The following is a 23,643-nucleotide window of genomic DNA, read 5'->3' on the forward strand; positions in this document are numbered from 1 at the left end:
TCCGCCAAATGGCCAAGGCGTCATAGCGCTCATGATCCTCAATATCCTGTCGCGCTTCGAGGCCAAGGGTGACCCTCAATCCGCCGACCGGCTGCACATCGAGATCGAGGCGACGCGACTTGCTTATGCGGCGCGCGATGCTTTGCTCGCCGACCCGGCGAAGGTGGCGGTGCCGGTCGAGCAACTGCTTTCAAGCGCGACGGCGGATCGTCTGGCGAGGATGATTGATCTTGGCCGCGCGCGCGCGGATCTTCCTTCATTAGATATTCCGGTGCATCGCGACACGGTCTATATTTCCGTCGTCGACAAGGATCGCAACGCCGTCAGTTTCATCAACTCGATCTATTATGGTTTTGGCTCCGGCATCGTCGCGGCGCGCTCGGGCGTGATACTCAACAATCGCGGTATAAGTTTTTCGCTGGATCCCAACCACCCAAACGTTATCGAACCAGGCAAGCGCCCGCTGAACACGATCATTCCGGGCATGCTGGTGAAGGATGGGCGCGTTGTTATGCCTTTCGGTGTGATGGGTGGAGCGTATCAGGCCATGGGTCACGCGCACTTCCTGTCAAAAGTTCTTGATTTTGGCCTCGACCTTCAGCAAGCCATTGATCTGCCCCGCGTCTTTCCAATTCCTGGCACGATGGACGTGGAGGTCGAGAGCACGCTTCCAGTCGCGGTTCAGGAGGAACTGGCCGGTCGCGGATTCCGCATCGTCCCGGCGGAAGAGCCGATCGGGGGCGCCCAAGCGATCATGATCGACTGGATGAATGGAACGCTGCAGGGCGGTTCAGACCCACGCAAGGACGGCTGCGCAATCGGCATTTAGAACGCTACACAGGTGTTGGACGAGGAACAAAGGTCGAGGCCACTGTCCGGCCATCTCGCATACTTGGGCCTATGGGCTCATCCTCGTAGCAACCAGCGGAGTCTGATTTGACCATGCCTTCTTCTATCATCAAGCGAGCACTGATCACCGGGGCGGGTGCTGCCGACGGCATCGGCTTTGCCATAGCGCGGCAGCTCGGTCTTGCCGGTCATGCCGTTTTCCTGAACGGTGCCAGCGCGCGTGTACTCGATCGCGCCGCCGAACTTTGCGCCGAGGGCATCAATGCCAAAGCTGCGGTCGCCGATCTCACCATCGCGGCCGAAGTCGCGCGGCTGCGGGCTGATGTCGGCGCTGTCGACATCCTGGTCAACAATGCCGGCATGGGTTCGCTGGCATCGCCCTCGTCCGATAAGGCGTTTCTTGCCATGACCGAGGCAGACTGGGACCAAGGGATCGACGTCAGCCTGAAGACCGTATTCCTGGTCACCCGCGCGTTTTTGCCGGCGATGGTAGAGGCAGGCTATGGGCGCATCGTCAATGTGGCGTCGGTTACCGGGCCGCTGGTGTCTTTCGAAGGCACAGCAGCCTATTCCGCCGCCAAGGCCGGCATGGTCGGCCTGACGCGCACGCTGGCGCTCGAAGTGGCAAAAAGCGGCATCACGGCCAATGCCGTGGCCCCCGGCTGGATCGAAACGGGCTCGTCTAGCGCAATGGAGCGGCAAGCTGCCCTGCACACGCCACCGGCGCGGGCCGGGCGACCGGACGAGGTTGCCGCAGCGGTGGTGTTCCTGGCATCGGAAGGCGCGAGTTACGTCAACGGCGCCCTGACGGCGGCAACAGTCTTCAGGAGCGCAAGGGCTGACTCCGAAACGAGGTCGTTCACGATCAGGTCGCGGGTTATGGAAAGCGAAATAGCATCGCCAACGCATTCGCCGAGGCTGAAGTTTGTGTGCGTGGGGGTGCGCATGGTCGCGACGACCTCCCAACCCCGAGCAAGGAAGAGTTCTGCCGTGGCGAGACCGAAACCCGACGAAGCACCGGTGATAAGAATTTCGGCATCAATGTATCTCTGTCGTTGGTACGACGAGATATGGACAAAAACGCCGGACTTTCAGCCCGGTGCGCACCCCGCTTGGAATTTTGAGTGTTCCCGGACTGAAGTTTTTGGACAGGGTGGGTTGCCGAGCAACTCCCCATTGCGGCGCGAGACGATCCGATCGCCGCCAGCGACTTGGCAGATCAATTGATGAAAGCGGCCGAGAAGCGGCATCGTAGCGCCGGCTTCAACCGCGTGTGGTTATGTACCATGAAGTAGCAGAAAATGTGTTACGCGTTGTGATACCTATTGTGATACAAATCGGCTGTCGACGCTAGGAAAAACATAGTAAATACAATCGTGTAGAGCCGAAGCCGATCCAGCCAACGGTACCATCGAATTTCCCGCTAAAGTCTTGATTGCCGATCCCGGCGATCCACGGGAGATCAAGACCTGTATGGCGCTGTCGGCAGGCAGGAAGACCCTGACTGCACACACACCGCGGTGCAGATACCCGCGCCGCATCTAAGGTTTCATTTTACTCCAGCGGTTCGTCGGTCGGCCGAGGTGTCGTGCCTGCCTGACGAGGACGGCCGGCATTGCGATTTGCAACGCGGCTGTCGAGCGGCGATCTGGACGCTTGCTGGGCGCCAGCGGTCTTGGGCGCCGTCGGCTTGGCGCCGGAATCGCTGTCTTCAGCATCGCGACGGGGATGTGGCAGGCCGGCGGCCTCAGGCGATCTGACCGAAGGTGTGGCGGCCGGGTTTGTCGATACGGGTTTGTCCTTGGCCATTTTCAACTCTCGCCTTTTCAGCATGCAGACGGCCGGACAACAAAGTCGGGCCATTGGACAGAACGGTCAGCCGTGCGGGCGCATCACGACTTTGATGCAGCCGTCCTCCTTGTCGCGGAAGGTTTTGTAAAGTGCGGGCCCGGCCTTGAGGCCAGCCCGATGGGTGATCACGAATGACGGGTCGATATCGCCGTTCCGAACTTTCTGCAGCGATGTCGCGTTCATCCTGGATCGTCGGATCGGCCACCTGTTCGCAACGTATGTCGCCTTTGCCGTGCCATGTCAGGGCCTTCATGTGCTGTTCCTTGACGACAAGCTCTGCGAGCCCGAACTTGGCTTGATGTGAAATGTTCCCGCTTCGAACGAGCATCCGGCCTCAACCCTTGGCGGCCGAGCCGGGTTCGGCCATGCCGCAATGCTGCTCGGTCGGGGTGCCGGCCGGCGTGGCATGCGCGGCTGCAACCTGCTTTTCCAGCCGCTGATCGCCTGCTGCCCACGGCCACATCCTTGAACGCGTCCAAGGGCAGAGGTTTGGCGCAAGCGCAGGATCTGCTATCGCGCCAGCATCGCGGCGACAACGAACACGACGGCGGCAACGACGACAAGCGCGACAATGGCCAGCACCGGGCCGTTTTTACTCGGGGCCGGGGCGCTCTCGTCGTCCGGCCGCCGCATCGCATTGGCGAAGCTTGCTTGATTAGCGAAAGCCGGCGTGCCCGTCGCTGCGGGAACCGGCACGGCGCCGGTGTCTGCCGCTTCGGCATCGGTTTCCATAGGCGCCGCCGCCGGGTCGAATCCCGGCGTCTTGTCCTCTGTCACCCCAGACTGAATATCGCCTCTGTCTTCGGCCGGGTTACGTTCGACGTTCATGATGATGCTCCTGAGCTGGCCCGGGCTTCCCCAACCGCGAGCGGATCAGGATGTTCCATTGGGCGGAATCGCCGACAACGAGGAGCAAATTTCAGATAGCCTTCAAACAGATGTCCCTGGTGGCAACGCGGCCTTGCAACCGGTCAGCACCGGATGGTGGTTTCGTTGTAGTCGGCCATGGTCGGCAACGCGGCAGATTCGGCAAAGTTCCAGTCTGGCTCGCAATGCCCGCTTACGCACACCGCCGCTCGTTGACCTTGAGCTGGCTCGTTCCAGCCACTCCAACCCAAATTGCCAGTCCGGCTCCCGGCGGCGCGCTGTTTGGATTCCGTGGGAACATCAACAGCGCCAGCGAGTTCGGTATGTGCAGCGAGTTCCCTGTTCGCCGCATGGCCAACATCCGGAGCTCTTGACTGCCCGCGTCTTCGCTCCTGGAGCGCGGGCCACTCCTCTTAGCCCAAGGTTGCGATCATGAGCAGAAACATTCCGGAAAAGCGGGCCAGGCAGGGTGGCTTGGGGCGACCGGTCCTTGGCGTGCTCTTGGCAGGCCTTGTCTTGGCGCTCGTTGCCTGGGGGATCGCTGAAATCTATGGCGAGCAGGCTAAGACACCGGCGACACAACAAAACAGCCGGGTTCCATCGCCAGATACTTACAGCCCAAATCCTGGCCAAACGGACCCTGCAAACTCCAAGGCCGACGATGTGAATGGCGAACCGGTGGACCGAAATCCCAAGCTCGACAAGGATCCCACGCCGCGATCAAGCACTGGCGGGGATCAGCCAGGAACGCCGCCAACTCAACCTGCTTCGCCATAGCGTTCGCACTAGTTGATAAACACAATTCAAACAGATGCGGAAATGTGGAGCGGCGATTTCAGCCAATTTCAAGAGCCGGGTCTGTCAATAATCGCCGGCGCTCTCTGATAGCTGGGGAGCCACGAAAACCTCCGCTGATTCTTACCGCTTGCTGGATGGCACTGGCGGCTCCAGACCGACTCCGCGCTGTGTCACGCCGGCAGGCCTTTGCACCTCTGGGCGCTTTTGAACTTGCAAGTCGATGGAATCGGGCAAGCTGGGTGTAGATGATGCAGTCGTCATCTTATCGAGGTCCGGCAGCAACACCATCTTTGCGTAGCGTGGAGGAACCAGATGGCCTCCGAAAACAGCGAATATCCCGCACACGAATAAAGCGAGAAGCAGGGCCGTAAGCACATCTGTGAAAATTTCGACAAATCTCATGTGCTCGCTCCGCGCATAAGGATCCCGCCGCGCTCTCGACAGTAAGAGCGGCGGGATCCTCAACCGGCGATGAAGGGACTTTGATCGACGGTCTTCTCCTAATGTGGCTTCCGGTTGCGTGTTCCCTGGTTCGGACCTTATCCACCGACTATGGGACTAAGGTCCCGAACCTAAATGGAACCAATGGGGAAGAGCGGAATCCATGTGCCTTTAAGAGGCTTCAACCAGAGGGCACGACGGCTGATCGTCAGCCTCCCGCCAGAGACAGTCCACGGGCGCGCTCGCGCAGCAAGGCAAGCAGTTCGTCGCGCCGTGGCTCCGGCGTGTCGACGGGTAACACCAGACACAAGGTCCTTTTGATGGCGCCGTGGCCGTCGTGGATGGGCGCTGCCATGCACCAGGTGAAGCGGTCCGCCAGAGCGGCGGTCTCGCTGAAACCCTGCCGGTGGGCCAGGGCAACATCGGCAAAGAATTCGGCTGGTGCAATGATGCGGCCGTCGGGAAGCTTGTAGTCGCCAGATGGGATGAAGTCCCTCAACTCTTGCTCGTTCATATGGCCGAGGAGCAGCCGTCCGGATGCCGTCCATGGGATCGGCACCTCGACCCCGACATCGCTTGAGATCCGGAACGGGCCCGGCGAATCTCGGCAGTCCAGAACGACGTATTTGTTGCCACGCAGGCCGCATAGCTGGACCGTCTCGCCTGTCTCGGCGGCCAACTTATCCAAGGTCTCGATGATGCGACGGTAATGGGCGTTGTGATGTGAGTAGGCCCAGCCGAACAGATGCATGGCGCGTCCGAAATAGACGTAACCTTCACCGCCGACGTTTTCGAGCATTTCGGCGTCGAGCAGGCTGTTGACGATCTCGTAGGTGGTCGAACGCGGCGCGCCGATCATCTTGGCGATGTCGCCGACGCGCATTGGCGCGCGGTGCCGCAGCAACGCCTCGAGCAGCATGATGACGCGGTCAATGCCGCGTCGTCGTTCGCCGTGGCGCGGCTCCGCGCCGGCTTCCTTCCCGATCGCATCGTTAGTGCCGTCGCTCATGACCATCCGCCAAAATCATTTCGGTTCTCGTCTCAAGGCGCTTGAAAGATGTCAAGGCTCGGTCTAGCATCCAATTTGTCCGATATACAGACACATTGTCTGAAATACCAGACAAACTAACGAGCCTGACGCAGACAAATCCCGAGAGGACACACGGTTTCCAAGACCCGGCGACCGACGGGTTTCCTCGCCCTTGTTCTGCACGTCGAGGCCACAACCTCTGAAGGGAACAGTCATGATGAAATCACCGTTTTTCGCATCCGCCAGCGCGCTTTGCCTCGGTCTCGTGCTGAGCTTTGGCGTCGCCTCGCAGGCCAATGCCGCCGCCAACTGCATCAAGGGCGACCGCAAGGCGCCGTACACGATCGGCTGGGCCAACATCTATTCCGTGCCGACCTGGATGAAGCAGACCCAAGGCACGATCGAAGCCGAAGTCGAGACCCTGAAGAAGCAGGGACTGGTCGACAAGCTCGTCGTCACCGACGCTCAGGGCGATGCCAACGTCCAGATCCAGCAGATTCAGTCGATGATCGATTCCGATGTCGACGCCATCATCCTGATCGCCGGTTCGTCGACCGCACCGGCACGCGTTCTGGCCGACGCCTGCGCCAAGGGCATCGCCATCATCAACTTCGACAGCCTCGTCGACACCGACAAGGTCACCGCCAAGGTCAACACCGATTCTTCGCAATGGGGCGACCAGGCCGCCAAGTTCCTGATCGACGCCATCGGCGGCAAGGGCAAGATCCTGATCCTCAATGGCCCCGCCGGGGTTTCGGTCAGCGATGACAGGCGCAAAGGCGCCGACGCTGAGCTCAAGGCCCATCCCGACGTGACGGTGCTTGCCGAGACCAACACGCCCTACAACGTCGCGCCGGCACAGGAAGCCGTCACCAGCCTGCTCTTCGCCAACCCCGAGATCGACGGCATCCTGTCGCTCGGCGGCGCTCTGTCGGCAGGCGCCGTGCTGGCCCTCGACAAGCAGGGCCGTGAACAGGTGCCGATCACCGGTGAGAACGCCCGGCAGTTTTTGGAACTCTGGAAAGAAAAGGGCTTGAAGAGCTGGGCGACGATGCAGCCGAACTGGCTCGGCGCCTTCGCCACCTACACTGCCGTCCAGGCGCTGGAAGGCAAGGATGTGCCGGCTTTCGTCAAGATTCCGCTGCCGGTAATCGACAATTCCAACATCGACGAATACCTCGCCCGGGCCAAGGACTTCCCGGCTGACGGCTACATCTTTTCTCCTTACGATGAGGAGCTGTTCAAGAAGCTGCTGGCTCAGAAATAAGCCTGAAGGGTTGTAGCGTTGACAACCATGGCTCCGCTGCTCGCGGCGCGGGGTGTGTCGAAGTCTTTCTTCGGCAACCCCGTCCTGCGCGACGTTTCAATCGCTCTCCAGCCGGGCCGCGTGCATGCGCTGCTCGGCGAGAACGGCGCCGGAAAGTCGACCTTGATCAACCTTTTGTCCGGCGCCTTGAGACCGGATGGCGGGACGATCGAGGTCGATGGACGCGCGGTCTCACGCATGACGCCGGCTGTTGCGCGGCAGGCCGGCATCGCCGTCGTCCAGCAGGAACTCAGCCTGACGGCCAGTCTTTCCATCGCCGAAAATATTGGTCTCGGCGCCTATCCCAAACGGTTCGGCCTGATTGACTACCGCGAACTCGCTGCGCGGGCGAGGACCGCATGCGAACTTGTCGGGCTGCACGAGCCGCTGTCGACGCCGGTCGGGCATCTGTCGCTCGGCCGCCGCCAAATGGTGGAGATCGCCAAGGCGCTCTACCGCCGGCCGCGCGTGCTCATTCTCGACGAACCGACATCGTCGCTATCGGCAACCGAAACCAAAATCCTCACCGATCTGCTGCAGCGGTTGCGCGGCGAAGGCATCGCCATTCTCTACATCTCGCACCGACTGAACGAAGTCATGGCGCTATGCCAGCACGTCACCGTGCTGAAGGACGGCACCTGCACGGCCGACCGCACCCTGGAAGGCACCGACGCCGCCGGGTTGGTTCGGCTGATGGTCGGCCGCGATCCCGGTGATCTTTTTCCGCAATGGCAGCCTTCCAGTTTGCCTGCCGACGCTATCTCCGTCCGAAATCTTTCGGCCGGCCTGATGCGCGACGTCGATCTAGATATCAAAACGGGCCAAGTGCTTGGCATTGGCGGTCTGGTCGGGCAAGGGCAGGAAGATCTGCTGCTCGGTCTCTACGGCGCCATTCCGGCACGGACGGCGTCGGCGACCGTCAACGGCGCCTCCGGCCTGCCCGGCGGCGTGCCGAAAGCCAACGCGCTGGGGTTGGCCTATGTGCCCGCGGATCGCAAGCGCGAGGGCCTGCACCTGATCCATCCCATCATCACCAACATGATGCTGCCCGCCTTTGCCAGGCTGCCGGCGCTGAAGCTGCGCAGCCGCCGCGCAGAGCGCGAGACGGCCAAAAGCCTTGCCGTCCAACTCGGCATCAAGGGTCACCTCGGGCGGGCGGCGCAGGCTCTATCGGGCGGCAACCAGCAGAAGGTGGCGCTGGCGAAATGGATGCCGCACGACCCGCTGGTGCTTCTGCTCAACGATCCGACGCGCGGCGTCGACGTCGAAACAAAACGTGAGATCTACATGATGCTTCGCAATTTCGCCGCCGCCGGCAAGGCGGTCGTGCTGCTCAGTTCCGACACGCCCGAACTCGTGCACCTTTGCGACCGTGTAGCCATCGTCCGCGAAGGCCGCATCGTCGCCATGATGGCGCGTGGAGCGCTGAGCGAGGAAGCCATCGTCTCCGCGGCGATGGGCGCCGAACAGCGGAAGGTTGCGGCATGAACGGATCTTCCTCCGCCCGGCAGACCGATGCGCTCTACTGGCCGGTGCAGATGCGTCGCAATGTCGGCGTGCGCAGCCTGTTTGCCGTCGTCCTGGTGTTTCTCATCGCCTATGGCGTCCTCTTTCCGGGCCTGTTCACGGCGTCCGGCTTCGCCAAATTCACGCAGAGCTGGTTTCCATTGGCGCTGGTCGCCATGGCGCAGGCGATCCTGATGCTCACCGGCGGCATCAGCCTAGCCATCGGCGCGACGGTCAGCTTGGGCGCGGTCATCGCCGCGACGACGATGGCCGGGCCGCTGGGCGTCGCCGGGGGCACTGCCGCAGTGGCGCTGACGGGACTCGGCATCGGGGCGGCGACCGGCTTCATCGTGGTACGGCTTCGCCTGCCGGCGATCGTGGTGACGCTTGCCGGGTCGTTCATCATCGGCGGCGCCGCACTGCTGATCCTGCCGCGGCCCGGCGGCGCAATCCCGGCGTGGCTGTCCGACCTGCTTGCCGGCAACACACCGGCGGCATTCGTGCTGCTGGTGGTCATCATTCTCCTGTGGAAGCTCTATCTCGCCACGCCGCTTGGCTTGAGCCTCTATGCCGCCGGCGAGAATCCGGTCGGCGCCTATCGCTCCGGCGTGCCGGTCGACGGCGCGCGCGTTGCGGCCTATGCGATCAGCGGTCTGCTCTCCACCGGCGCCGGCTTGTTCGTCGCCGCACAGACCGGTTCGGGCGACCCGGTCATCGGCGCCGCCTTTACCCTGAACTCGATTGCCGCTGCGGTGCTCGGCGGCATCGGCTTCCTCGGCGGCCAGGGCACGATGCGCGGCGCGCTTGCCGGCAGCCTGCTGCTCAGCCTGATGATCAGCGTCATGTTCTTCCTCGGCTTCACGCCGGTCGCACAATATGTGGCCCAGGGCCTGATCATCATCGGCGCGGTCGCCATCCCGCAATTCCGCAAGGCACAGCAATGACAGCATGGAATGACAGCGCGGGCCGCAAACGCGCCCTGACGGTCCTGCGCAGCCGGCCGTTTCTCACCGTTGCCATCGTTGCCGCGGTCTGGATCGTGGCGAGCTTCGTTTCGCGGGGCTTCGGCGCTTATGGCCATCTGCGCTATCTGGTGGAGCTCGGCGCCGTCATCGGCCTGGTTGCCGCGGGCCAGACTTTTGTGGTGATCGCCGGCGGCATTGACCTTTCCGTCGCGGCCATCGTCACGGTCAGCGCCGTCAGCCTGCCGCTGCTGTCGTGGCAGGTGGATCCGACCGGCATCACCGCCATTCTTGCCGTTCTGGTGCTGACCACGGCAATCGGCCTGGTCAACGGGCTCGGCGTCGCTTTGCTGCGCGTCCACCCGATGATCATGACATTGGCCATGGCGACATTCCTGCAGGGTCTGTTGATCATCATCGCCGGCGGCAGCGCCGTGACCGCCGAGAACCCGCTGGTCCACTGGCTCGGCAATGGCCGGCCGGCCGGCATTCCCGCTGGCGTATTGTTGTGGGTGGTCGTCTCGGTGATCGTGCTGACCACGATGCATGCGACATCGCTCGGCGCCCGGATTTTCGCCATGGGCGCCAACCCGCTTGCCGCGGCACTGTCCGGTGTTCCGGTCACGTCCACGACGCTTGCGGTCTACGGCATCAGCGGCTTCTGCTCGGGACTTGCCGGCGTGCTCGTGTTGGGCATGAACGGACAGGGCTATGTCGGCATCGGCGATCCCTATCTGCTCGCCTCGATTGCCGCCGTGGTCCTCGGTGGCACCTCGATCCTCGGCGGGCTCGGCACCTATGCCGGCACCATCCCCGGCGCCATCCTGCTGGTCACCATCACCGCGCTGATCACCGTCGTCAACGCATCGCCCGGCTGGCGCAGCATCCTGTTCGGCTCGCTGATCCTCGGCCTGCTGCTGCTCTCAGGCCGGGAGCAGGCGCGCCGATGACACATCGTCGAGCCGATAGATGCGCCTTGCGTTGCCGAAGAACAGCGCCGTCTGCTCGTCGACGGAAAAGTCCACTGTGATGGTTTTGAAGCCGTCATATATGTCATCGAACGAGGCATGCAGACCGGCGACCGGAAAGTCGCTGCCGAACATGGCGCGACCGGTGCCGAAACAATCGATGCAATGCAGGACGACGGGCTTCAGGCTGTCGAGCGTCCAGTCATGATCGTAGGCGACCAGATCCGATATTTTAATGGCGACGTTGTCGCATTGCGACAGAAGCCGCAGCCCGTCGCGCCACACCTGCATGTCATCGGCGTCGCGGTCGATCGGGCTACCGCAATGGTTGATCACGAATTGCTGGTTGGGGAAGGCCCTGGCAAGCCGCCCCGCGTCGGCGAGCTGGCGCGGAAACACCATCAGGTCGAAGGCCAGCCGATGCTGGCCAAGCAAGGCAAGCCCGGCGCGCCAGGCCGGATCGTCCATGATGCCGTCACGGGCCGCAAAACGGCGGGCAGGGTCGGGATCCCAGCTCAATATGTCGCGCACGCCGGCGACACGCTCGAACGCGGCTTGCGCTTCGATCAGCGCCGGCGCCTGGCGATCGGCGAGCGGCACGTGAACGACATAGCGGGCGGCGACGCCGCGCGATTTGTCGAGTGTTTCAAGCCAGCGCGTTTCTCCGATGCAGTCGCCACTCGCCCAGCCGGCTTCGACATGGACGGTGGCGACGACATTATGCCCTATGGCATCGCGCGCATAATCCCCGGGCAGATAGTTCCGCCGCAAGGGGCCAAGCTCGCCCAGGCCGCCGCGCTCGCCGGCCGTGGCGGCGAGCCAGGGATGCCGTCCCAGTCTGAGATCCCAAAGATGATGATGGGCGTCGATGATCGGTCCGGCGTAAGGTTCTGGCACGTATCTCTCTCAGGCTGTGACCGGCGATCGATCCTGGCTTCGTTCTGCGACGGTAAAAGGGTTAGCATCGCATGACTGAAAACTCACCAGTTCCAGCCCTTTCAGTGCGCGAAAATTTTCAGCTCGACGACCGCATCCGCGGCGTGCCTCCCGGCACAACCGGGCTTGACAGCAGCGTTGTCGCGGGCGAGCACTGGCATCCCGCCGATGGACGCATGGCGCTTCCGGTGCTGACCCTCGACGAGGCGGCCTTCTCCGCCAATCGCGACCTGTTCCTGCGCTATGCGCGCGAACACAATGTTGAGATCGCTCCGCATGCCAAGACGCCGATGGCGCCCGACCTTGCCCGGTCGCTGGTCGAGGCCGGCGCATGGGGCACGACGGTCGCCGACATCAGGCAAGCGACAGTGATGCTGAAGGCCGGCTTGACACGGCTGATCATCGCCAATGAGGTTGGCGGAGCCGGCGGCGCCAACCGGCTGGCGGTGCTTGCTGCTGCCTGGCCGGATGCCGAGGTCTATGTCTTTGCCGACTCGGTCGACGCCGTGAATGCGCTCGCCGAGGCCTGGCGCGCCAATGCGGCGCTGCCGCCGCTGCGCGTGCTGGTCGAACTTGGTGCGGGCAGGGCGGGCGCCCGCACCACCGCGCAAGCCGAGGCCATCGCCGATGCGATCACGGCTGCCGGCGGGCGGCTGCTGATCGCTGGCGTTACGACCTATGAAGGGGCGGCGGCGCAACCCGAGCCCGGTCGCACCGATGAGGTGATATCCCGCCTGCTGGCAATGACCGCCGACATGTTCCTGCGGCTGCGTGCCCGCGTCGGCGGCGACGCACCGCTGATCGTCACAGCCGGCGGCTCCGCCTTCTTCGATAGAGTGGTTGAAGCACTTTCGCCGGTGGTTTTCAGCGACGGCAACGCAACGCTGGTGCTGCGCAGCGGCGCCATCTTCTTCCACGACCACGGCACCTATGACCGTTCGCTCGGCGCCCTCGATGCCCGCAAGGGTTTTGCCATAGGCGGCAGCAGCGCTTCGGCGCGGCATTCCTTTCGCCCTGCGCTACGCCTATGGGCCGAAGTGCTGTCGCGGCCTGAGCCCGGCCTCGTCATCTGCGGCATGGGGATGCGCGACGTGTCGTTCGACCAGGGATTTCCAACGCTGCTCACGGTCTTCCGCGCCGGGAAGCCGTCGCCGATGCCCATCGCGCGCGCCGAGGTGGTCAAGCTCAACGACCAGCATGCCTTCCTGTCGATTGCGCCGAGCGACGACATCGCCGTCGGCGACGTGATCGAATTCGGCATCTCGCACCCCTGCACCTGCCTCGACCGTTATCGCGTGATCTTCGGCGTCGACGCAACCGGCCACGTCCGCCACGCTTTCCCCACCTGGTTCGGCTGACCAGATCCCCAGAAAGAGAACCTCGAAAGGATCCGATATGATCAAGTATTTTCAGTCAGGCTCGCGCATGTCGCAGGCAGTCGTTTATGGCGGCCTCGTTCACATAGCCGGCCAGGTGGCCAACGATCGCAAGGCCGGCATCGAAGGCCAGACCAGCGACGTGCTGGCCAAAGTCGAGGCGCTGCTGGTCGAAGCCGGCAGCAGCAAGTCGAAGCTGGTGGCGGTCAACATCTTCCTGCCGCAGATCGGTGATTTCGAGGCCATGAACAGCATCTACGATGCTTGGATCGATCCTGCCCGCCTGCCGGCGCGGGCCTGCGTCGAGGCGCGGCTTGCCGACCCTGATTTGCGCATCGAAATCACCGCGGTCGCGGCGGTCTGACCATGCACACCGGCCTCGCCCACACGCTCGATTTCGACCGCGACGGCAAGACGCTCAGCCATCTAAGCATTCCGTTCTCGATCGATCGCTCGCCCTACTTTCAGGTCAAGGTGCCGATCTGCCTCATCCGCAATGGCGACGGCCCGTCACTGCTTTTGATGGCCGGCAATCACGGCGACGAATATGAGGGCGAGCTGTCGCTGGCAAAACTGGCGCGCCGGCTCGATCCGAAGCGGATCAAGGGCCGCATCACCATCATGCCGATGGCCAACGCCCCTGCGGTGATGGCCGCCAAGCGCTGCTCGCCGCTCGACGGCGGCAATCTCAACCGGGCGTTTCCCGGCGATCCCTCGGGAACGCCGACAAGCCGGCTCGCCAATTTCCTTGAGACGGAGCTGTTCCCCCGTCACGACGTCGTCTTCGATATCCATTCGGGCGGCACGTCGATGGAGCATCTGCCGACCGCGCTGGTCGAACGCAACGCCGATCCCGAGCGCCACCGGCGTGGCGTCGAGCTGATGCGCACGCTCGGCATGCCCTACGGCTTTATCGCTGACAACGGCCAGGCCTCGCCAACCTCGATGGGCGCAGCGCGCCGCGCCGGCGCCGTCGGCGTCGGCGGTGAGTTCGGCGGCGGTGGCACCGCAACGGTCGATTCGATGGCGATCACGGCCCGCGCGCTCGACCGTCTGATGATAGCAATGGGTGTGGTCGACGCGCCGGTTCTTGGCGCGGGCGAAAAGCCTTCGGCGCCGACAAGGCTGCTGTCCCTGTCCAGGCACAGCCAGGGCCTCTATGCCACCCGCCGCGGCTGGTTCGAGCCCGCCGCCAGGCTCGGCGACAGTGTCACTTCAGGACAATTGGCCGGCTGGTACCACGATCTCGAGCGGCTCGATGTTGCCGAGGAGGCCCTGCATTTCGCCGAAAGCGGCTTGGTGCTGTCGCGCCGGCTGCACACGATGTGTGAGGCGGGCGACTGCCTAATGCAGGTTGCAGAGCCGGTCGACGGCTGAGCCAAAGGCAGAGGATATTCCATGCAGCAACTGTCCATGTGGACCTATCCCTGGGACATCCAGGATCTCGGCCTGGAGACGGTCGAACGTGATCTTGTCGGGCGCGCCGGGCTCAACATGATCAGCCTGGCGACATCCTATCATGCCGGGCGCTTCCTGCAGCCGCGCAGTCCGCGCCGCAAGGCCTATTTCCCTGAGGACGGCACCATCTATTTCAAGCCGACCGCAGCGCGCTGGGGAAGTCTAGCCATCCAGCCCAAGGTGGCTGACGTGATCACCGAGGGCGGCGACGTGCTCGGTCAGCTCATCCGCCGTCGCGACGCGGGCGGACTAGGCGTTTCGTGCTGGACGGTCTGCCTGCACAACACCCGCCTGGGCATGCTGCATCCGCAGGCCGTCACCCGCAACGCCTTCGGCGATGCCAATTACTACAATCTCTGCCCGTCCCATCCCGATGCGCGCGCCTATGTCCGCGCGCTGATCGCCGACATCTCGCACAGCTACCGGCCGGACCGGATAGAACTTGAAAGCCCGTCCTTCATGGGCTTTGCCCATGAATACCATCACGAGAAGGACGGTGTCGGGCTGACGCCGGAAGACGATTTTCTTTTGTCTCTGTGCTTCTGTCCGTCCTGCGTCTCCCGTGCGGCAAAAGCCGGCATCGATGCCGAGGCGGCGAGCAAGCTCACCAGGCAATGGATCGTCGAGACCTGCGAGCGTGCGGTGCCTGAGCGGCGCTTTCCCAATTTTCCCGCCTGCGGGCCCGACGCCTTTGCCCCATGGCCGGAACTCCATGCCTATCTCTTGTGGCGATTCGAGCCAGTGACCAGCCTGGTCGCCGAACTGCGCGAGGTAGCCGATCCCACGACGCGGGTCGTTATTATCGATCTGAAAGACGGCTGGCTTGGCGGTTGCGATCTGGCAGCGCTGGGCAAGGTCTGCGACGGGGCGATCCTGTGCGCCTACGACATGCAGGCCGGCGATGTCGCCAGCCTGATGGCGGCCGGCCGTGCGGCACTGGGCGCGGACAAATTCCTCGGCGCCGGCTACCGGCTGTTCTATCCGGAAATGGCCCGCCCCGACATCCTGGCGGCCAAGGTGAAGCCGGCGCTGGCGCCCGGTGTTGACGGCATCAATTTCTACAATTACGGCCTCATTCCAGCCGCGCGGCTCGACTGGATCGGCGCTGTTCGGCGGTCTTGAGCCAGCCGGCCAATGCTCGTCGGCCACGAGGCGTTGAGGCCGGATTCGGGCGCGAGCGCTGCCGGGTTAATCAAATCAGCGAAACCTGAAGCCATCCATGGTGTAATCCGGGTAGGCGTCCATCGTGTCGAACAGATCGAACAGGTCAGGGGTCTCCGCCAATATTCCTGACAGAACCAGCACCGTGGCCACGCCGGCAGCAAGTCCGCCGGCGATGTCGTGTTCGACACTGTCGCCGACGCAGACCACAGTGCCGCGGTCTGGATTGCCTGCCAGCGCCAGTGCGGCGCCGAATATGGCGGGGTAAGGCTTGCCGATACGCGTGACGCTACCACCGAGGTCCTCGTAGAGATCCGCCAGCCGGCCGGCGCCGAAGCGCGGCCCCACTGCCGTCAGCATGATCTTGTCAGGGTTGGTGCAGAAGCATGGCACCTGCCGCACCGCAGCCGGCGCAAGAAGTCGGCGGTAGTGCTCAAGATCATAGCGGTCGCCCTCGCTGGCCGAAATCAGCACCAGCCCGGCATCGTCACCGTCCTTGGTCAATGCGAAGGGCAGACCTTCGATCGCCGAGCGGTCATCGTCGCGGCTCATCAACAGGCATTTCGTGTTTGGCAGTAGCTTTCCGGATACCGCCATGTCGTGGAAGAACTCCCACGCGACCTCGCCGGAAGAAACAAAATGGTCCCAGCTTCCCGGTTCGAAGCCGAGCTTTAGCAGCCGGGTCTCGTTGGGCCCCGCCCGCTTGCCGGAGTTCGAAATCAGCACAGTGGTCTTGCCGGCGCGCTTCAGCGCCGATAGTGCTTCCACCGCCCCTGGATAGGGGCTGGCGCCGTCATGCAGCACGCCGAACTGATCGAGCAGGAAAACATCATAGCGCTCGGCCAGCTGACTGATTCCGTTGAGGTGTTCGACTGTTTTCGCGCTCATAGAAGCCCCGCCAGGCTTGCGCCCATCAGCGCCAGCCGCGCCGTGCCGGCGGCGGCTTCGTCCGAAAGCGCCGGCAGGAAATCAACACCAAGTCTGCGCTGCCGGATCGCCGTCCAGGCGGCATTCGCCGCACCGCCGCCGACGCTTCTGACCGACGTCAGCCGCGGCGCGCCGAGCTCAGCGAGCCTGTCATAGCCGAGCGCCTCGATCGCGGCGATACCCTCCAACATGGCTTTCAGATAGTCGGCGTCCTCCACCGGTCGGGGCACAAGACGCGGCGGCAGTGCTGGATCGGCGATCGGAAAGCGTTCGCCTGCAGTGGCAAGAGGATAGTAGTCGAGGCCGGTCTCGGTCATCGGGTCGATCGCCATGCTCAGCTCGACGATGCGCGCCAGAGGGAAATGCTGTGTCAGCACCTTGCCGCCGGAGTTCGATGCGCCGCCCGCCAGCCAGACATCTCCAAGCCGATGGCTGTAGATGCCGAAGCGTGGCGCCGAGATAGGCCGGTCGGACAGGATCTTGACGGTCAACGACGACCCCAGCGCGGTGACGCCGTCGCCTATTGCCGCGGCACCTGTCGCCAGGAACGAGGCGCAGCCATCGGTCGTTCCGGCGACGACGGCGATTTTGCGCGGTAAGCCGAACATATCCGCGGCATCCGCGGTGAGCTTGCCGACGACATCGCCCGGCCTGGCGATACCGGGCAGCAACTCCATGCGCATTTCGGTGGCCGCAATCCAGTCCGGCCAGCAGCGGGCCGTGATGTCGTAACCGGTTTTCAAGGCATTGTTCTCGTCGCTGACATCGAAGCGACCGGAGAATTGTCCCGCGATCCAGTCCGCCTGATGCAGCACCGCGGCAACACCGGGCGTGCGCTGGAACCAGAGCGCCTTGGCGAGACCGGACGTCGCCCCAAGTGCGGCACTGGTCGCTGGGGCTTCGCGAGCGATCGCGACCAGAATGGCGTTGTCGGCGACCGTATCGTTGTACATCAGCGGCTCGGCCAGCGGCCGCCCGGCGCCGTCGACCGGCAGCAACGTACCTGAAGTGCCGTCAACAGCGATCGACCGGACCGCTGTTCGGTCGATGCCCGAAAGCAGTTCCGCCAGCGCTGCGCCGACCGCTGACCACCACACTGCAGGGTCGCGGGCATTCCGGCCAAACAACTCGAGCGAAACGGCGGAACGCGCGGCAATGGAAAAATCTGGACGCATGGCGACCGCGCGCGCGCCGGACGTGCCGATGTCGATGCCTATGGCAAGCGGCGTGTCAGCGGCTGGCGGCATTGAGTTTCTGGCGATACTTCTCGGCGTCCCAGTTGACCAGTTCATCGTTCTCCGCGGCGGTGAGGTAGTTCAGCCGCGCTGCAATGTCGATGCGTGCCGTCACGTCGGCAAGGCAGCGTTGCATGGCGTCGGCGCCCGCACTGGCATCGCCGCGCATCAGCACGCCCAGCCCGGGAAACAGGATCGCCACGGGGTTTGCACCGCACCGCTCGATGACGCGCGGCACATCCTCACCGGGCTTTGCCACCACCGACCCCCGACCCAGAAAGATGACGTGATCGGGGTAGAGGCTGCCCCCGGACGCCATGCGGCGGCTTTCGGGATCGATGGCGACCGCGTGCGCCTCGATTTCCGCCGGCAGCCTGTAACCGGTTTTCCCGGCCAGCGCCGCCAATCCCGCAACATCCGGTTCCGCCACTTGGCGCGCCGGCCGCGCCAGAAGCAGCGTGACGCGGCGCAGCAGCACTTCGGCCTCGGCGACGGTATCGGCCGCGACGACCAGCCCGTGATTGGCAAGGATCAGCACGTCGACCCCAGCCTGAAGCCGCTCGGCAATACCCTGGGCAAGCGGCAGGCCTGGCCGGAAATAAGGAACATACGCCCATTTGAGACCATCAAGGCGTCTGGCGGCTTCCACCTCGCAATTGGCCTGTACCGCCAGCGAAATGGTTTCGACGCAATGGACATGCAGGACGACGCGCTGCGGCATCAGCGCGTGAACGGTGGTTTCAATCGAAGGGCGCAGGCGCCGGGCGTTGAGCGTCTCGATGGCGAAGATCTGCGGCTGGTCGGCGGCGCTGTCGCGCTGTTCGACAGCCCTGAGCAGCGGCGCCATGGCCACCGGCACCATGATATCTTCGGAGAGCGCATCCTTCAGCCATGTGCCGGAAGCCTTGATCCACAGCGTGTCGCCGGCTTTCAGCGAGGTGTTGCCGCCGGCGGCCTGGGTCAGGTTTGGGCTGCGCCCGATGCTGGCCGAAAGCGCCCGCAAGGCAGCCATTTCCTGCGCATCCGCATAGGTCGCCATGGCGCATTTCCTCTATCAGCCCCGCCAGCCTCGCAGCTTCGGATACCCGTCGTGGGATGTTGATGTGTATCGCAGATGCGAGCGACTTACGTCAATAGTGATCTAATGTCATCAAAAGTTCTTGCAATCGGAAAGATGTTGAGTAAGTTACGTCAAATGCCGTGGCAAAAACGGCTTCCGGGAGGAAAACGATTGAGCGACTCCGGCCGCCAGCGTCAGATCGTCGAGTTGCTGCGGGATCGTCCCTTCGCGTCGGTGCGCGAACTGCAGGAGCAGCTCGGCGTGTCGGCGGCGACGGTGCGGCGCGACATCGACAAGATCGACGAGGCCGGTGAAGCACGGAAGGTCTATGGCGGCATCTCGGCGCTCGACGGCGCTTCACAGGCGGGTGTTGCCTATGCCAGACCCTATGACGAGAACCGCGACCTCGCGGTCGAGGCCAAGCGGCAGATCGCCGCTCTCGCGGCCACGATGGTGCGCGACGGCGATGCGGTCATCGTGCATGGCGGTTCGACCTGCTTCCACCTTGGGGTCAAGCTGGCTGAGCGCAGCATCCGTCTCTATACCAATTCGATGCCGCTCGCGGCCTATCTGAGCGACCACGGCCATTGCAGCCTGACCGTTGCCGGCGGCGATCTGCATCGTGAGCCGGGCGTCATCCATTCACCGACCCAGGCGGAGCCGTTCTACGCATCGAAGTTCTTTCTCGGCGCGCAAGGCCTTGGCCAGGAGGGCGTGCTGGAATCGCACCCGCTGCTGGTCCGCTCCATCGCCGATCTCAGCCTGTGTGCCGACCAGATCGTGGTGCTGGCCGACAGCCGCAAACTGTCGATCCACGCCCGTAACATCGCGCTGCCCTTGTCGCGCATCGGCACGCTGGTGACCGATGACGGCCTGTCCGACGTCGACGCGCGCATGCTGGAAGACGCGGGCGTCATGGTGCGCGTCGCCTCGGCTTCGGGAGCCATCCAGTGAAGATGGCCGTCCTCGATTTCGGCAAGACCAATTCGAAGCTGTTCGTCTTCGCTCAGGACGGGCGCATCGTCGACGAGCGCCGGACCCGGCCGAACTGGATGCGCAAAGATGGCTTCAGCGTGCTTGATGAGGCAGCACTTCACGATTGGGCGGTTCGCGCCGTAAGCGAGGCCGCCGACATCCATGGCGTAGAGGGCGTGATGGTGTCGGGCCATGGCTGCACCTTTGCCCTGGTCGACGAGGCGGCGCTGACGCATCCGATACTCGATTACGAGCAAGAGCCGCCGGCTGATATTGCCGCGCAAATTGATCGCCTCGTTCCGGATTTCACCGAGACCTTCTCGCCGCGATTGCCGCTCGGCTTCAACTACGGTCGCCACATGCTGTGGCTACAGGCGGTGCAACCCGGTGCATTCACGGCCGCGAAATCGATCCTCGGCTATCCACAATACTGGAGCTGGCGGTTTGGCGGCCGGGCGGTCTCGGAAGTGTCCTATCTCGGCTGCCACTCGCATTTATGGGCGCCGCGCAAGCGCGACTTCAGTTCGCTGGTCGACATTGAGGGCTGGCGCGACCGGATGCCCGCTTTCGAGCGGGCGGGCTCGGTTGTCGGCGAGCAACGCCTCGGCGATACGAAGCGGCGGATCGCCATCCACAATGGTGTCCATGACAGCAATGCCGCGCTCCATGCCTATCGCCGGCAGGAGCTTGGCCCGGTCACCGTCGTCTCGACCGGCACCTGGGTGGTCGTGCTTAATCCGGATTGCCTGCTCGACGCGCTCGATGGCCAGCGCGACATGCTGGTCAATGTCGATGTCGACGGCGGCCCTGTGCCGACCATCCGCTTTATGGGCGGGCGCGAATTCGCCACGATCAGCGACGGCTGGCAAGGCGCGATCGCGCCGGCGACAGTGCAGCGGGTGATCAACGCCGGCAGCATGGCGCTGCCGAGCTTCGCGCCGGGCGGCCCAATGCCCGGCCGCGCCGGCAAATTGGTCGGCCGCATGCCAAGCGCCGAGGAACGCGCAGCCGTGGCGCTGCTCTACGTCGCGCTGATGGTCGACCTCTGCCTCGACCAGATCCATTCGGACAACACCGTGATCGTCGATGGCGGACTGAACGCTGGCGGCCTGCTCGCCGGGCTAGTGGCGCAACTGCGTCCCAGCCAGGCCTTCCTGCAAGGGGCCACACTGGAGGGCAGCGCCACCGGGGCGGCGGCGCTGGCCTTCGAGACCGTCGGCCGCGAATTTGCCGCGGAAGTGCCGGAGCCCGTGCGTGCCGCAAGCTTCACCGGACTTGCCCGATATCGCGACACATGGCGTGGCCTCATCGGCGAGCAGGGCATCCCCCGCGCGGCAGCGGGAGGCGCACGGTGATTGTCGCTGCTCAGGCCGAAGTCACGCGCCAGCCAGTGCTGGAAATGCGGCACATCTCGAAGACGTTCGGGCCAGTCCGCGCCTTGCAGGACGTGTCGCTGACCGTCCATGCCGGCGAAGTCCATGCGCTGATGGGTGAAAACGGTGCTGGCAAGTCGACTTTGATGAAGGTGCTGTCCGGCGCCTATCGGCCTGATGCCGGCGGCGAGATACTGATCGACGGCGTGCCGGTCGCCACCGGCGACCCGATCAAGGCGCGGGCTCACGGCATTGCGGTTATCTATCAGGAACTGTCGCTGGCGCCCAACCTGACGGTCGCGCAGAACATCTTCCTCGGCAATGAGCCGAGGCGTTTCGGCATCGTCGACCGCGACCAATGCTACCGGCGCAGCAATGAGATCATCAAGCGTCTCGGCGTGTCCTTCTCCGCACGGGCTCAGGTTTCCAGCCTGTCGCTCGGCGAGCGTCAGCTGGTCGAAATCGCCCGCGCGCTTTCGACCAGCGCGCGCATCATCGTCATGGACGAGCCAACCACCTCGCTGACCTCGCGCGAGACCGACCGTCTCTTCGAGGTCATCGCGACGCTGAAGTCGCAAGGCATCGCCATCATCTACATCAGCCACCGCATGGAAGAGGTCTACCAGTTGGCCGACCGTGTCAGCGTGCTGCGCGACAGCGGCTATGTCGGCACACTCGAGCGTGCCGAGCTGAACGCCTCGCGCCTCGTCTCGATGATGGTTGGCCGCGACCTGTCCGCTTTTTACAGGAAGGATCATCGCCCGCCGGACAACAAGCGCGCGGTCGCCTTGTCGGTGCGCGGCATGGCGGACGGCAATCTCCTGAAGAACTGCTCCTTCGAACTGTACAAGGGCGAGGTGCTGGCTCTGGCTGGCCTTGTCGGCTCGGGCCGCACCGAACTCGCGCGACTGATCTTCGGTGCCGACAGACGCATCGCCGGCACGCTGGAACTCGACGGCAAGCCCGTAACCATCGGCTCGCCAAGCGAGGCACTGAATGCCGGCATCGCCTATCTCACCGAGGACCGCAAGGAGCTCGGCCTCTTTCTCGACATGTCGATCTCCGACAACATCAGCATGGGCGTGCTGGCCAGGGATGCGCGGCCCGGCGGCTTGCGCGATTTCAAAGCCGCCGAGAGACGTGCTGCCACTGCCGTTTCGGATCTCTCCATCCGCACCAGGTCGGTACAGGCCAATGCCGGTTCGCTGTCGGGCGGCAACCAGCAGAAAGTGTTGCTTGCCCGCCTGCTCGAGACCGAGCCGCAAGTGGTCATCCTGGATGAACCGACGCGCGGCGTCGATGTCGGAGCGAAGTCGGAAATCTACCGGCTGATCGACAATCTCGCCAAAAAGGGCATCGCCATCCTGATGATCTCCAGCGAACTGCCGGAGGTGATCGGCGTTGCCGACCGCGTGCTGGTAATGCGCGACGGCACGATTGCCGGCGAGGTTACGGCGTCCAAAGACCAGCCGCTGCGCCAGGAAGCAATCATGGAACTTGCAACGGGAGCGGCCAAGGGATGACCGACAAGGCGACCGAGATCAGTGGCCAGGTTGTCGGCAGGAGCCGGCGGTTGCGCACCGCCTTCGCCGCCCTTGGCATGCTGCCGATCCTGATCCTGCTGGCGGTCGGCTTCCAGTTGATGAACGCGCGCTTCTTCACCCAGACCAATTTGCTGATCGTCATGCAGCAATCGTCGATCAACATCGTGCTGGCAGCGGGCATGACCTTCGTCATCCTGACCGGCGGGATCGACCTGTCCGTCGGCTCGATACTTGCCGCCTCGGCGATGGTGGCGGTGATGGTGTCGCTGGTGCCCGATTGGGGACTGCTGGGCGTGCCGGCGGCCATTCTCGTCGGCCTCGGCTTCGGCGTCATCAACGGGCTGCTGATCGCCTATATCAGACTGCCGCCCTTCATCGTCACGCTGGGGTCGCTGACCGCTGTGCGCGGCGTCGCCCGCCTGCTCGGCCAGGACACCACGGTGTTCAACTCGGACCTGCCGTTCGACTTCATCGGCAACGGTTCGCTGTTCGGCATTCCGTGGCTGGTCATCATCGCCTTGTCGATCGTGGTGCTGTCCTGGCTGGTGCTCAAGCGCACCGTGCTCGGCACCTGGATCTATGCCGTTGGCGGCAATGCCGAAGCGGCGCGGCTGACCGGCATCAAGGTGCCGCTGGTGCTGCTCTTTGTCTATGGCGTTTCCGGCCTGCTGGCCGGCCTTGGCGGCGCCATGTCAGCGGCCCGGCTCTATGCGGCCAACGGGCTGCAGCTTGGGCAGTCTTACGAACTCGACGCCATTGCCGCGGTCATTCTCGGCGGCACCAGCTTCGTCGGCGGCGTCGGCTCGATCTGGGGTACGCTGATCGGTGGCCTGATCATAGCGGTGCTCTCCAACGGGCTTATCTTGGCCGGTGTCTCGGACATCTGGCAGTACATCATCAAGGGATTGGTCATCATCGTGGCAGTCGCCCTCGACCGCTACAGGCTCCAGGCAGGAGCGAGAACGTGATTGACCTTGGTCGCCGGCGTAAACGACCGGTTTGTGTAACGCACCGTGAGAG

The 23,643-nt window shown here is 63.8% G+C and carries 20 protein-coding genes and 3 pseudogenes; 14 read left to right on the forward strand and 9 right to left on the reverse strand.

What is annotated here, in order from left to right; genetic code table 11:
• Together NKJ88_RS30270 and NKJ88_RS30275 are read left to right on the forward strand one after the other, a co-directional pair.
• The coding region (locus NKJ88_RS30270; protein ID WP_352446629.1) for a gamma-glutamyltransferase family protein at nucleotides 1-829 on the forward strand (829 nt) is incomplete at its 5' end.
• 113 nt (nucleotides 830-942) lie between these two features.
• A pseudogene (locus tag NKJ88_RS30275) lies at nucleotides 943-1,593 on the forward strand (SDR family oxidoreductase); the annotation flags it as partial.
• A gap of 191 nt (nucleotides 1,594-1,784) precedes the next feature.
• On the opposite strand, the pseudogene NKJ88_RS30280 reads toward NKJ88_RS30275, so the two are convergent.
• The 5 genes and pseudogenes from NKJ88_RS30280 to NKJ88_RS30300 form a co-directional block, all read right to left on the reverse strand.
• Nucleotides 1,785-1,892 (reverse strand): annotated as a pseudogene (locus NKJ88_RS30280) (SDR family NAD(P)-dependent oxidoreductase); the annotation flags it as partial.
• Nucleotides 1,893-2,724: 832 nt separating this feature from the next.
• Nucleotides 2,725-2,853: pseudogene (locus NKJ88_RS30285) on the reverse strand (glutathione-dependent formaldehyde dehydrogenase); the annotation flags it as partial.
• A 181-nt stretch (nucleotides 2,854-3,034) separates the two neighbouring features.
• Nucleotides 3,035-3,163, reverse strand: coding sequence for a hypothetical protein (locus NKJ88_RS30290; protein WP_023729077.1), 129 nt, complete (start codon nucleotides 3,161-3,163; stop codon nucleotides 3,035-3,037).
• A 47-nt stretch (nucleotides 3,164-3,210) separates the two neighbouring features.
• Nucleotides 3,211-3,528 carry a hypothetical protein gene (locus tag NKJ88_RS30295; protein ID WP_023704493.1) on the reverse strand — a complete coding sequence of 106 codons (318 nt, stop codon included), beginning with the start codon at nucleotides 3,526-3,528 and terminating at the stop codon, nucleotides 3,211-3,213.
• 1,486 nt (nucleotides 3,529-5,014) lie between these two features.
• The gene (locus tag NKJ88_RS30300; protein ID WP_352446630.1) at nucleotides 5,015-5,815 is read right to left on the reverse strand and encodes an IclR family transcriptional regulator; all 801 of its coding nucleotides are present in this window, start codon (nucleotides 5,813-5,815) and stop codon (nucleotides 5,015-5,017) included.
• A gap of 235 nt (nucleotides 5,816-6,050) precedes the next feature.
• Here NKJ88_RS30300 and NKJ88_RS30305 point away from each other — a divergent pair, with 235 nt between their 5' ends.
• Genes NKJ88_RS30305 through NKJ88_RS30320 form a run of 4 tightly spaced genes read left to right on the forward strand, consistent with a single transcriptional unit; the run spans nucleotide 6,051 to nucleotide 10,560 of the window.
• Nucleotides 6,051-7,103, forward strand: a complete 1,053-nt coding sequence (locus tag NKJ88_RS30305) for an ABC transporter substrate-binding protein (RefSeq protein ID WP_023748647.1) — start codon at nucleotides 6,051-6,053, stop codon at nucleotides 7,101-7,103.
• Between the two features lie 27 nt (nucleotides 7,104-7,130).
• Nucleotides 7,131-8,630 carry a sugar ABC transporter ATP-binding protein gene (locus tag NKJ88_RS30310; RefSeq protein ID WP_352446652.1) on the forward strand — a complete coding sequence of 500 codons (1,500 nt, stop codon included), beginning with the start codon at nucleotides 7,131-7,133 and terminating at the stop codon, nucleotides 8,628-8,630.
• Nucleotides 8,627-9,592: an ABC transporter permease gene (locus NKJ88_RS30315; protein WP_352446631.1), complete on the forward strand. Its 966-nt coding sequence runs from the start codon at nucleotides 8,627-8,629 to the stop codon at nucleotides 9,590-9,592. Before NKJ88_RS30310 ends, NKJ88_RS30315 begins: the two co-directional genes overlap by 4 nt.
• A complete protein-coding gene (locus tag NKJ88_RS30320; RefSeq protein ID WP_352446632.1) occupies nucleotides 9,589-10,560 on the forward strand; it encodes an ABC transporter permease in 972 nt (323 codons plus the stop codon). The genes NKJ88_RS30315 and NKJ88_RS30320 overlap by 4 nt, the downstream gene beginning before the upstream one ends.
• On the opposite strand, the gene NKJ88_RS30325 is transcribed toward NKJ88_RS30320, so the two are convergent.
• Nucleotides 10,534-11,475: an amidohydrolase family protein gene (locus NKJ88_RS30325; protein WP_352446633.1), complete on the reverse strand. Its 942-nt coding sequence runs from the start codon at nucleotides 11,473-11,475 to the stop codon at nucleotides 10,534-10,536. The genes NKJ88_RS30320 and NKJ88_RS30325 overlap by 27 nt on opposite strands.
• 71 nt (nucleotides 11,476-11,546) lie before the next feature.
• On the opposite strand from NKJ88_RS30325, the gene NKJ88_RS30330 reads away from it, so the two are divergent.
• Genes NKJ88_RS30330 through NKJ88_RS30345 form a run of 4 tightly spaced genes read left to right on the forward strand, consistent with a single transcriptional unit; the run spans nucleotide 11,547 to nucleotide 15,470 of the window.
• The gene (locus tag NKJ88_RS30330; RefSeq protein ID WP_352446634.1) at nucleotides 11,547-12,872 is read left to right on the forward strand and encodes an alanine racemase; all 1,326 of its coding nucleotides are present in this window, start codon (nucleotides 11,547-11,549) and stop codon (nucleotides 12,870-12,872) included.
• Nucleotides 12,873-12,909: 37 nt separating this feature from the next.
• Entirely contained in the window at nucleotides 12,910-13,254 is a 345-nt protein-coding gene (locus NKJ88_RS30335; protein ID WP_023670576.1) for a RidA family protein, read from the forward strand.
• A gap of 2 nt (nucleotides 13,255-13,256) precedes the next feature.
• The gene (locus NKJ88_RS30340) at nucleotides 13,257-14,267 is read left to right on the forward strand and encodes a succinylglutamate desuccinylase/aspartoacylase family protein (RefSeq protein ID WP_352446635.1); all 1,011 of its coding nucleotides are present in this window, start codon (nucleotides 13,257-13,259) and stop codon (nucleotides 14,265-14,267) included.
• A 21-nt stretch (nucleotides 14,268-14,288) separates the two neighbouring features.
• Nucleotides 14,289-15,470, forward strand: coding sequence for a hypothetical protein (locus NKJ88_RS30345; RefSeq protein ID WP_352446636.1), 1,182 nt, complete (start codon nucleotides 14,289-14,291; stop codon nucleotides 15,468-15,470).
• A 75-nt stretch (nucleotides 15,471-15,545) separates the two neighbouring features.
• Here the strand turns inward: NKJ88_RS30345 and NKJ88_RS30350 are convergent, their stop codons facing one another.
• Genes NKJ88_RS30350 through NKJ88_RS30360 form a run of 3 tightly spaced genes read right to left on the reverse strand, consistent with a single transcriptional unit; the run spans nucleotide 15,546 to nucleotide 18,710 of the window.
• Nucleotides 15,546-16,397, reverse strand: coding sequence for a TIGR01459 family HAD-type hydrolase (locus NKJ88_RS30350; RefSeq protein ID WP_352446637.1), 852 nt, complete (start codon nucleotides 16,395-16,397; stop codon nucleotides 15,546-15,548).
• The gene (locus tag NKJ88_RS30355) at nucleotides 16,394-17,683 is read right to left on the reverse strand and encodes an FGGY-family carbohydrate kinase (protein WP_352446638.1); all 1,290 of its coding nucleotides are present in this window, start codon (nucleotides 17,681-17,683) and stop codon (nucleotides 16,394-16,396) included. Before NKJ88_RS30355 ends, NKJ88_RS30350 begins: the two co-directional genes overlap by 4 nt.
• Nucleotides 17,667-18,710 (reverse strand): class II aldolase/adducin family protein, encoded by a 1,044-nt coding sequence (locus NKJ88_RS30360; RefSeq protein ID WP_023738259.1) that lies wholly within the window; start codon nucleotides 18,708-18,710, stop codon nucleotides 17,667-17,669. The genes NKJ88_RS30355 and NKJ88_RS30360 overlap by 17 nt, the downstream gene beginning before the upstream one ends.
• 192 nt (nucleotides 18,711-18,902) lie before the next feature.
• Here NKJ88_RS30360 and NKJ88_RS30365 point away from each other — a divergent pair, with 192 nt between their 5' ends.
• The 4 genes from NKJ88_RS30365 to NKJ88_RS30380 are packed head-to-tail and all read left to right on the forward strand — an operon-like array spanning nucleotide 18,903 to nucleotide 23,591.
• Nucleotides 18,903-19,685: a DeoR/GlpR family DNA-binding transcription regulator gene (locus NKJ88_RS30365; protein WP_352446639.1), complete on the forward strand. Its 783-nt coding sequence runs from the start codon at nucleotides 18,903-18,905 to the stop codon at nucleotides 19,683-19,685.
• Nucleotides 19,682-21,061, forward strand: coding sequence for an FGGY-family carbohydrate kinase (locus tag NKJ88_RS30370; RefSeq protein WP_023695088.1), 1,380 nt, complete (start codon nucleotides 19,682-19,684; stop codon nucleotides 21,059-21,061). Before NKJ88_RS30365 ends, NKJ88_RS30370 begins: the two co-directional genes overlap by 4 nt.
• Nucleotides 21,062-21,105: 44 nt before the next feature.
• Nucleotides 21,106-22,602 carry a sugar ABC transporter ATP-binding protein gene (locus tag NKJ88_RS30375; RefSeq protein ID WP_050588083.1) on the forward strand — a complete coding sequence of 499 codons (1,497 nt, stop codon included), beginning with the start codon at nucleotides 21,106-21,108 and terminating at the stop codon, nucleotides 22,600-22,602.
• Entirely contained in the window at nucleotides 22,599-23,591 is a 993-nt protein-coding gene (locus NKJ88_RS30380; RefSeq protein ID WP_023701287.1) for an ABC transporter permease subunit, read from the forward strand. Before NKJ88_RS30375 ends, NKJ88_RS30380 begins: the two co-directional genes overlap by 4 nt.
• The last annotated feature ends 52 nt before the right edge of the window (nucleotides 23,592-23,643 follow it).

Source organism: Mesorhizobium sp. M0016 (genome assembly GCF_040324035.1).
In the GTDB taxonomy this organism is placed as follows: Bacteria; Pseudomonadota; Alphaproteobacteria; order Rhizobiales; family Rhizobiaceae; genus Mesorhizobium.